We start from the raw sequence: 6,171 nt of genomic DNA on the forward strand, positions 1-6,171 counted from the left end.
CGGTCGTCGAGGGTTCGGAGCCGCTAGATATGGAAGCCATTGGGAGAGGTTGATCGGAATGCTCCAGCGACCCGGAAAAGCCGCTTTCGTTGGGGATGAGTTCCACAGCATGGTTCGAATCACCGTTGGGCGTCAAGCCCATCCCTCAGGCGATGGCTGGGCCAATGAATGCCGTGGCGCGCCTATGGCGCGACGATCTGGATGAGAGACGCGCGACAAACAAGATGAGAATGTCGCGGCGAGGTTGATGATGCCAATGTTGATTGACGCTGGCAAGCGTGTTGTTGATTGACGCGCGTTTATTGATTGAGGTGGCGAGTGCCGCGTCGTCTTGCGCGTCAGCCAGTCTCGGCATCATCGTTCTCCTGACGTGACGGCACGCCGACATTGTTTGACGTGGCGAAGTGCGCGGGGCGTCCCGCGGCATTATCCTGACTCCTCTCAAGGCAAACTTGATTGGCTTTACAGCAGTGCAGAAATTGAGGCCCTACTTCAAGCCGCATTGACTCTCTCTGGTGGAATGGGCCTCCATCCGTTGACATATTATTGTTTATTAGGTTTGCTGAGTGTATCGGGATTGCGCCTCGGTGAAGCACTCGATTTGAGACGGTAGGATGTTGATCTGAATCAAGGCATTGTGACGATTCGGCGGAAATTCGTAAAAATACGGTGGTGCCTCTGCATGCGTCAACGCGCCGACGGTTGGGTGCTGCTGTGGTGCCAAGAAGGAAGAACGATGAGAACCTATTATGACGAGGCGATCGAGACGATGCCGCGCCTCGCCATCGAGTCCATGCAGGAAGACATCATACTGCGCCTCGTGCCCTATATGCTCGAGCGCTCGCCCATTGTGCGAAATTGCGACCAGTTGAGAAGCCCTGGCGGCCACGTGAACATCGTGGCCGGGCGAGCGACGTTTATCGACGGTCCCCAAAGTTGTATGCCTATGTGCATAGAGAGGTCAAGTCGGCCGCAGCTCGACTCGATCAGTTTCTCAGCCAAAACGGTGTGGCAAGCGATAAGCGTGTGACCCTAATCAGCAACGACGCAGGTGAATTTGCAAAGACTGTCGAGGGCAGCCAGCTCGCTCGCGATCGGATTCTCGACTGGTTTCACATCGCCATGAAATTCCGGGCGGTGCAGCGTTCCGTGTTCGGCAGCAAGATGATCGACTTGATGGAGCGCGAGTCGGTGGAGACTGAAATCATCCACACCAAGTGGTTGGTCTAGCATGGCAAAGGCAACAAGGCGGTGGAACGGATCAAGGCATTGGACGCTCAGTTGCTGACAAGGGAGGGATACGAATTCCACACACTATGGTGGAAGCTGAACGCTACCTTCGAGGACCTGAGGAGAAATGCGCACACGTTGGTCAACTACGGCGCTCGGCGTCGCAAGGGACTGCATATCGGCCGCAGCATAGCCGAGTCCGCGGTGAACCAGGTCGCCAGCCACCGCATGGCCAAGAAGCAACAGATGCGCTGGACCGACGAAGGGGCATATTGCATGGCGCAGCTCAGGGTCGCGATTTTCAATCGGCAGTTCTCGCCCCATCGCGTCTCGGAGCTCAAGATAGCCACCTTGCTTCACGGCAAATGCTCCTGAGCAGCGCCGCCAAGCCGGCACCGACCAACGAGCAGAGCAGGCTGCGCAACCTTGCATCAAGCAGTGAAGCCACGCGAACGGATCCTGGTTACAGTGTTGGGGGAATCGTCATCCGACGGCAACACTTGGATCACATAGACGTTGATCGTAACCGGACCAGAACCGATTCGCGGGCTAGCAGGAATCGTAGCCGTACCGCGAGTAGTAACAGCCGCCTTGCAAGCGCGGTGAGAACGCCGCCTATGCGAATCATCGTCGGGAACAGATTCATCGTCGCTTCGAGACATGACTAGCTGGAGTATCCGATGCCGAAGTCGTCAATGGCGACGGAAATATCTAACGAAGCTCCGCCTCAGGCCGACGAGCGGTATGGGTGACTGCGAAGCGCTGGCGGTGTAAGGTGGCTCCGACCGAGCCGGCTGGGGCGAGCCTGCCGATGTACGGGCTCGAGGCTCAATGGGTACCCGGAGACCCGTGGACTGTTCGGCACGGCTTTTAATCCGAGGACTGCGGTTATCTCGACGCCATTCGGGCTCTAACATCGGATCGGATTGGGCGAAATCTTGCCACTATGTTTGGGAGCAACGGTTAGCGGAGTCTCGCCGTTGCAACTGCGGCCTATCCGCGGGCGCGGGCCACGCGTCGGGTCAGGAATTCGTGCTGTATACCGGATCGTTGATCCGGCAAGCGTAGCCATTCCTACGCTTGGTCGGTCGACTCGCGTCGTCGATTTCGCTAAGGGGTCCGCCTGAAAAGAGACAGCGGATCGCGGCGCGGCACCGGTCGGGACGCGCACGCTCAGCACCACGGTCGGCGGGCGGTCGAGGCGTGCTCCGCTACTGGCGGGCACGGCAGTCGACCGGCGCTTTCCGTCAGTACTTGACGTCCCGCTTTTCCTGGCGGCCACCTTGCTTCGTGTCGCGCTTGTCCTGTCGGCACTGGGAGTTGCTCTGCTGGTTTGCGGCCCGGCAGTCGACCTTATTCGAATGCGCCTCCTGTTTGGCATTCTGGTTTGCGTTCCTGCCTTCCTGGCGCTGTTGCGACTGGTTGGTGGCGAAAGCTGCGCCCGATAGCGCTAGGAGTCCGGCCGCCGCCAGCATTGCGCCCGTCCGCCTCCAAATCCCGCTTCTTGATTCGACCATTTTCACGCTCCTCTGTGCTTGGTTGAAACGGCGGTCAGCGTCTCGCGCCGGATTGCTCGTCCAGACCGATGCTTTCACCGCACATTCGCCGCCCGGGCAATCGGCGCGGGGTCCACCTGCCATGCAGCGCCTCGGGTCCCGGCGCAGGAACGATAATTTTAAGTCACCTGCCGTCAAGGCGCTCGACCAACTGCTCGGCTTCCAAGCGATCGATAATTTCAAACAACTTTCGATCTCTCATGGACGTACATATTGCCAGTCGCGATGTCGAATCACCAGCAGTTCAGTGCAGAACCTCTGACATACTCGTTCGTCGACGATGCGGTAAGAAACATTACATCGGGGAAACTGCTGCCGCAAGAACGGCTTTGTCAACTTACGGAGATTGAAACCGAATCAGAGCGCGATCGTCGAGCACAAGCGCGTGAGCCACGCGTTGGACTCGCGCAAATGATGCAGGCGCAGCGCGATGGTGCGCGTCGGGCTCGCCCTCGCGCACCCATCGCAGCGTCGAGGTACGCAAACCACAGCGGTTGCCGGGTAGCAAGAATCAACGCGAATTCACGCGACACGATATGGATCAAGCGATCATGCAACTGGCGCAGCACCGTGCCGCGGCACCTGAACCCACGGCAAAACCCGGCTCGCGGTCAACTCAGGAAAGCACCTGCGCCCTGCCCTTTCGACGGCCATTCTTCAACACTGCGTGAGGACAACATCGATCAACACATACGTCATTTCTATTTTAGTCCCCACCTCGACATCTGTATCTGGCTTAGACATGACATTACATGTAGCGGCCAAATCGTAACGTCCGTTTTCGGGCGGGCTAAGCTCACTCGTCGTCGGATCCCAGCGCGACCTCGTCGGCTTGTCCGGCGTAGCTGGCGCTCCTCAGCGCTGGCGTGGCGCGCACTCCAGTCCGGGATTTGCCTTCAATGCGCGCTCCCAGACTGCCGCGTACGACGCCAGGCGATATGGCGCCTGTCGTCGTCGGCAGGCAGGAAAGCATCGAACAGCGCGCGGCTGATCTGCTTGCCGCATGCGTCTTGCAGATCGCCGTGCAGATGCAGCCAGTGATCGTCGCGTAATGCTTCGAGCAAGCGCTCCTCCGCATAGGTACCGGATTCGACGACGAACTGCATCAGGTGCGTATCGGGCAAGGCGTCGAGCACCGCCTGGGACGTGTAGCCCGTCGCGCGAGCGACGACGCCGGTCTGACTCGTCGCCGTCGGCGCCCGTCAGCAACGTATGGATCCACGACCCGTAGAGTTTTTGCGCATCGACGAGCGCGGGATAGCGTGACTGCGCGATCGCCATCAGCATCGGATGGCCGAACGCACCGGCGCCCTTATGCAGATCGAATGCGATCGCGACCTGCGCCGGCCTCAAAAATCGTTCGACGATCGCGCGCAAGGTCCTGTTCGCGGCATTCGCGGCAAGCCACCCGACGAGCGATTGCGCGTGCGACAGGAGAAGAGCAAACCGTTGCTCGCGACGTTCGAATCGACGATCAAGGCGAAGCTCGCGACGCTATCGAAGAAGGCCGCTCTGACGGCAGCGATCAACTACTCGCTGAACCACTGGGCAGCGCTCACGTTTTACTGCGAAGACGGTCGCGCCGAGATAAGCAACGCACTCGCAGAAAATGCGCTGCGTTGCGTGGCCTTCAGGAGAAAAACTATCTGTTCGTCGGCTCCGAGAGCGGTGGCGAACGTGCTGCGGCGATGTACAGCCTGATCGGGTCGTGCAAGCTCAACGGGATCAACCCGCGTGCCTACCTGGAGTACGTTCTGACCTACATCGCTGATCACAAGATCACTCACATCGACGAACTGGTGCCCTGGAACGTGGCCGACAAACTGAAGCCGACCATGACGACCCCCTGATTGCCAGATAGATCTGGATAGGTCGTGTCCATGATCGTGGGACGACCTCACGTGATCTACACGGATTCCACCACGCCATCACCATCATGCCTCACGCGCGCGCGACCGGTGACCGGCCCAGCCGAGCCGCTTACGCACGCTGAGCCTGCCGGGCTCTTGAACACTTGTCCAGGGAATTCTCAACGGCCCTCACGCGACGCATATCCTGTAGGCGCTCACTTCAAAGCTGTTTCACGGAATCGACCTGGACGTCGGCGGTACGGCCAAGCGGGAATTCCCGTGGACCAAGACGATGGTTGGTATTGACGCTGACGGGAGCACAATTCGCGCTTTGCTGCCTTACCGGTATCAATGTTCATCGACGACACCGCGCCGACGGCGTAGTTATCCACCGTTCCTGTTGAAAGACTTGTGAATAACCCACAATGAAATGAGACCAAGCGACTGAATGAAAGGATCATTCGATCGTGACTCGCTTGGGCGGCGATTGCCGGATCGTTGCGCCTCCCGCGAGCAAAATCGCGGCTCACTGTCGACAGGCGCGACAGGTCGAGCAGACGCTGCGCTACCAGGTTCCGAGCTTCGCCTTCGCCTTCGCATTGCCACGTGCCATAACCGTTAGTTTCAGCCGTTTAGGCCTTGTCGCTCAAGACCGAGTCGTCCGAGCTCAGCACGTCCGCCAGATGCACCCACCGCGTAATTCCCGAATCTCGAGCTTCATCTTGGTGATGTTGAGATACGCCCACAGCGACGATTCGGTCCGCCTGCGTACCGAGCGTGTGCAGTGCCATGGCATATCGAAGATCCGGCGCTGCTTCTGACGGCAAGATCGAAGAGAAGTAGTTAATTCCCTCTTCGCCCAGTTGCTCGTGAATCGCGCGATTAAGGTCCGCGGACTTCATGTCGCTCATGAGGAGCAACGGAAAGCCTTTGGCCCTGACGTCCTGCAAGAAGCGCTCAAGCGCCGGCGTGTATGACCGAGTCTGGGACTTGCCTGAAACTTGGTTTGCGTTCCAAACAGGGTCCATGTTTGCCACGATTGCATCGATAGTCATCAGAATCTCCAATATGCGGTATTGGATTGGAGCCGCGAAGAACGATTAGGAACTTGACGACTCAGTGGATCAAAGATAAGTGCGCCTAGCATCATGTCGATCAGATGCGCATTGCCCATCCGCACGCAAAAGCGTGTGTCGGGAGTTATGTAGGGCACACGGCTCATGCTTTCTGCACCGCCGCCTATGGCAATGTCGGCGTCATCCAGCAGAATGGCTTGCGCGGCGGCGGTAATGGCCTGCAGTCCTGAGCCGCATAGACGGTTCACGGTCAGTGCCGGCGATGCTTCAGAGACACCGCCGTTAATGGCGGCCACACGTGCCTTGTACATGTCTTCGCACCACAAGGGCAGCAAGCTCCGTCGGAGGCACGTCTTTCAGGCTTCCGCCGAACTTCCCAATGGCGGTGCGCGCACCCCTCACAATAACGACTTCTCTTTGCACGTCACGCTCCTTGATATAGATGGTGCATGCAGGCAT

The 6,171-nt window shown here is 58.7% G+C and carries 7 protein-coding genes and 2 pseudogenes; 4 read left to right on the forward strand and 5 right to left on the reverse strand.

What is annotated here, in order from left to right:
• Positions 1–145: 145 nt before the first annotated feature.
• Positions 146–355 (reverse strand): hypothetical protein, encoded by a 210-nt coding sequence (locus AWB68_RS41880; RefSeq protein WP_087650025.1) that lies wholly within the window; start codon positions 353–355, stop codon positions 146–148.
• A gap of 381 nt (positions 356–736) precedes the next feature.
• Here AWB68_RS41880 and AWB68_RS41885 point away from each other — a divergent pair, with 381 nt between their 5' ends.
• From AWB68_RS41885 to AWB68_RS41890, 3 genes are read left to right on the forward strand one after another with little or no spacing between them, the layout of a single operon-like run.
• Positions 737–1,030: a hypothetical protein gene (locus AWB68_RS41885; RefSeq protein WP_087650026.1), complete on the forward strand. Its 294-nt coding sequence runs from the start codon at positions 737–739 to the stop codon at positions 1,028–1,030.
• The gene (locus AWB68_RS47660) at positions 1,027–1,230 is read left to right on the forward strand and encodes a hypothetical protein (RefSeq protein ID WP_125483243.1); all 204 of its coding nucleotides are present in this window, start codon (positions 1,027–1,029) and stop codon (positions 1,228–1,230) included. Before AWB68_RS41885 ends, AWB68_RS47660 begins: the two co-directional genes overlap by 4 nt.
• Positions 1,231–1,251: 21 nt before the next feature.
• Positions 1,252–1,605, forward strand: coding sequence for a hypothetical protein (locus AWB68_RS41890; protein WP_125483244.1), 354 nt, complete (start codon positions 1,252–1,254; stop codon positions 1,603–1,605).
• 872 nt (positions 1,606–2,477) lie between these two features.
• Here the strand turns inward: AWB68_RS41890 and AWB68_RS41895 are convergent.
• Both AWB68_RS41895 and AWB68_RS50985 read right to left on the reverse strand, forming a co-directional pair.
• Positions 2,478–2,747: a hypothetical protein gene (locus AWB68_RS41895; RefSeq protein WP_087650027.1), complete on the reverse strand. Its 270-nt coding sequence runs from the start codon at positions 2,745–2,747 to the stop codon at positions 2,478–2,480.
• Positions 2,748–3,682: 935 nt separating this feature from the next.
• Positions 3,683–3,922 (reverse strand): DUF2817 domain-containing protein, encoded by a 240-nt coding sequence (locus AWB68_RS50985; protein WP_268810980.1) that lies wholly within the window; start codon positions 3,920–3,922, stop codon positions 3,683–3,685.
• A gap of 256 nt (positions 3,923–4,178) precedes the next feature.
• On the opposite strand from AWB68_RS50985, the pseudogene AWB68_RS41905 reads away from it, so the two are divergent.
• A pseudogene (locus AWB68_RS41905) lies at positions 4,179–4,636 on the forward strand (IS66 family transposase); the annotation flags it as partial.
• A gap of 632 nt (positions 4,637–5,268) precedes the next feature.
• Here AWB68_RS41905 and AWB68_RS41910 read toward each other — a convergent pair.
• Entirely contained in the window at positions 5,269–5,691 is a 423-nt protein-coding gene (locus tag AWB68_RS41910) for an HAD family hydrolase (RefSeq protein WP_087650028.1), read from the reverse strand.
• A 77-nt stretch (positions 5,692–5,768) separates the two neighbouring features.
• Positions 5,769–6,135 (reverse strand): annotated as a pseudogene (locus AWB68_RS41915) (thiolase family protein); the annotation flags it as partial.
• Positions 6,136–6,171: the final 36 nt, after the last annotated feature.

The sequence above is a fragment of the Caballeronia choica genome, from assembly GCF_001544535.1.
GTDB classification, from domain to species: domain Bacteria; phylum Pseudomonadota; class Gammaproteobacteria; order Burkholderiales; family Burkholderiaceae; genus Caballeronia; species Caballeronia choica.

What these genes read in the sequence shown, in the direction of transcription:
- AWB68_RS41880 (WP_087650025.1), bottom strand. Translation starts at nt 355, where the DNA reads ATGCCGAGACTGGCTGACGCGCAAGACGACGCGGCACTCGCCACCTCA.
- AWB68_RS41885 (WP_087650026.1), top strand. Translation starts at nt 737, where the DNA reads ATGAGAACCTATTATGACGAGGCGATCGAGACGATGCCGCGCCTCGCC.
- AWB68_RS41895 (WP_087650027.1), bottom strand. Translation starts at nt 2,747, where the DNA reads ATGGTCGAATCAAGAAGCGGGATTTGGAGGCGGACGGGCGCAATGCTG.
- AWB68_RS41910 (WP_087650028.1), bottom strand. Translation starts at nt 5,691, where the DNA reads ATGACTATCGATGCAATCGTGGCAAACATGGACCCTGTTTGGAACGCA.